The following is a 2,951-nucleotide window of genomic DNA, read 5'->3' as shown; positions in this document are numbered from 1 at the left end:
TTGTTGAAGCCCATGAGGTGACCTTGGATATAGAAAGCATTCCTGGAACGGGAACGACAGTCACTGTCACTTTTCCACCAGAGCTTACTCTTGAAAATTAATGCGTTCATCGGCTGGGGTGTTGGCTAACAAGATAGAACCCGCTATTTTCTAGATAAACGACGAGGGAAATTGTGACACCAAAAATATCTGTCCATATCAGCGCCTTTAATTCCGATGAATATCAAGAGAAAATTGCCACGCTCTTCCCGGAGTTAGAGCTGTCCGTCAGCAAAGACCGCGACACGCATGAGGGACTGTATGAGTGTGATGTGTTGATCGGCTTTGGCCCGGGTTTTGATGATGAGATTTTTAGGCGGAACAAAAATCTCAAATTTGTGCAATCTCTTGGTACTGGTGTCGACGGTATTGCCGACCGGCCGGATCTCGATAAAAATGTTCCCGTTGCCTCAATGCGCGGTATTCACGGACCGCAAATGTCGGAGCTCGCTTTTATGGTGATGATTTCCTTCAACCGAAACTTCCCCGGCCGCAACGACTCCAACCCCGAGACCCTCGCCTTTATAGCCAGCCCCGAAATCGTCATGGCCCTGGGCCTGGCCGGCAGCCTGTCGTTCAACCCGATGGTCGACGAACTGGTAACCCCCGATGGTTCAACGGCGAAACTGGCCGCTCCCCTCGCGGCTCCGGAAATACCCAAAAACGGTTTCGTCGAAAGTCGCTCGGGCTACCAGGCGCCGATGAGTAACGGGTCGTCACCAGAGATTGAAATCGCGCCGGACAGTGAGCGCCTGGCCCTGCTCGAACCGTTTGCCGCACCGGTGGATTCGAATTACCAGCGCATGCCGCTGCTGCTCAAGACCAGCGGAAAGACCACCACCGACCACATAAGCCCGGCCGGCCCCTGGCTGCGCTACCGCGGGCACCTCGACAGGATCAGCGACAACATGTTCACTGGAGCCACGCGAGCCGGTAGCGGCGAGCGCGGCACCACCACCAACCCCCTGGACGGCGAGCAACAGGCCGTGCCGGTTGTTGCCAGGGCCTTGCGCGCAGCGGGCAAACACTGGGTGGTCGTGGGTGACGAAAATTACGGCGAGGGCTCAAGCCGGGAACACGCGGCCATGTCTCCCCGCCTCCTGGGCGCTGCTGCCGTGATCGTGCGCAGCTTTGCCCGCATACACGAGAGCAACCTCAAGAAGCAGGGAATCCTGCCGCTGGTATTCGGTGACACCAACGACTACGAGCTCGTGCTCGCGGACGACGAGATTTCGATAGCCGGGGCGCTCGACCTCGAACCGGGAGTGCCCCTGCTTGCCACCCTGCACCACGTCGGAGGCAGCAGCGACGAAATAACGCTCAACCACACGCTCAACCACGAGCAGATCAGCTGGCTCAAGGCAGGCTCGGCGCTGAACAAACTACGCAACAGCGAGACCTGAGCAACGCGCGCGACCGGCCACGGGCCGGCTGGGTGTTCAGTCGCCGTCAGCCAGCGGGGGCCGTGAGCGGCAGATTACCGCTGGCCAACTCGCCAGCCACCCTCTGCAAACGGGCCAGTGTACGTTCCCGCCCGAGCACCACGCAGACCTCGTAGATACCAGGGCTCGCCTTGGAACCGGTAAGCGCCACGCGCGCGGGTTGGGCCAACTTGCCGAGCTTAATATCGAGGTCGACCAGGGCCGCGGCAAAAGCGGCCTCGACGTTCGATTCATCCCAGTCCGCCAGGCGCTCGAGCTGCTGAGTGAGAGCAGCCAGGCGAGCGAGCCCTTCCTCGTCGAGAAACTTGGCCACCGCTTTGCGATCCCACGACAGGTCATCGCTCAAAAAACAGTGCGCCCCCTCGGCGAGCTCTACCAGTGTGACAGCTCTTTCTGCCAGCAATTCCACCACCAACTCGAGCCTCGAAGCGTCGTCCGCCTCGCCGGCCCCCAGGAAAGGGAGCACAGCCGCAGCCAGCTCTGCCGGCGGCGCAGCCTTGATGTGCTGCTGGTTAACCCAACGCAGTTTCTCAAGGTCGAAGGCAGCAGCGGCTTTGCCCACCCCCTCTACGTCGAATAACCCCGAAAGCTCTTCGCTGCTGAATATCTCCTGGTCACCGTGAGACCAGCCCAGGCGGGCAAGATAATTGGCCATCGCCCCCGGCATAATGCCCATCTCCCGGTAAGCGTCGAGAGAGGTGGCCCCGTGACGCTTGGACAAGCGTGAGCGGTCGGCCCCCACGATCAATGGCAGGTGCCCGTAGCGCGGGGGTTCCTGCCCCAAAGAGCGAAAGATCTGCACCTGCCGCGGCGTGTTGGTCAGGTGATCCTCTCCCCTGAGGACGTGGGTTATCCCCATGTCGAGATCGTCTACTACCACGACAAGGTGAAAGGTCGGGCTGCCGTCACTGCGCAACAGCACGAGGTCGTCGAGTTCACTGTTGTCAAAAGTGACAGGGCCCCTCACGAGGTCGTCTATCGTCGTCTCGCCACTCTCGGGGCTGGCCAGGCGCAACACCGCGGGTCGATCCGGTGCCGGCTCGTGCCCCGCGCCGCGGCAGCTTCGGTCGTACATCGCTTTTTTGCCGGACGCCTGCGCCGCTTCCCGGCTGGCTGCGAGTTTTTCCTGCGAGCACACGCACCAGTAGGCGTGACCGCCCCCAAGCAGTTCGGCGACCGCCTTGTCGTACAACTCGCCCCTCTTGCTCTGAAAATGCGGACCCTCGTCGGCGACCACCCCCAGCCATTCCAGGCCCGACATTATGGCCTCCACCGATTCGTCACTCGACCGTTCACGGTCGGTATCTTCTATCCTCAATACGAAAGAGCCACCGTGGTGACGAGCAAAGAGATAGTTGAACAAGGCCGTGCGGGCTCCCCCTACGTGAAGGTGTCCGGTAGGACTCGGGGCGAATCGTGTTCGAACTTCGGGCACGCGGCAATCAAACACGCACCGTTACCGTCGTCAAC

Annotated in this window: 2 protein-coding genes; one reads left to right on the top strand and one right to left on the bottom strand. The window is 60.6% G+C overall.

All coding sequences use genetic code 11. From position 1 onward, the window contains the following. Window positions 1-377 precede the first annotated feature (377 nt). Entirely contained in the window at window positions 378-1,442 is a 1,065-nt protein-coding gene (locus tag EYQ35_10390; protein HIF64543.1) for a hypothetical protein, read from the top strand. A gap of 46 nt (window positions 1,443-1,488) precedes the next feature. Here the strand turns inward: EYQ35_10390 and EYQ35_10385 are convergent, their stop codons facing one another. Next, the gene (locus EYQ35_10385) at window positions 1,489-2,916 is read right to left on the bottom strand and encodes a glutamate--tRNA ligase (protein ID HIF64542.1); all 1,428 of its coding nucleotides are present in this window, start codon (window positions 2,914-2,916) and stop codon (window positions 1,489-1,491) included. Between the last annotated feature and the right edge of the window lie 35 nt (window positions 2,917-2,951).

Source organism: Candidatus Binatota bacterium (assembly GCA_012960245.1).
Taxonomy (GTDB): domain Bacteria; phylum Desulfobacterota; class Binatia; order UBA1149; family UBA1149; genus UBA1149.
The sequence above is the reverse complement of the archived record's forward strand: the minus strand, read 5'-3'. Positions and strand labels throughout refer to the sequence as shown.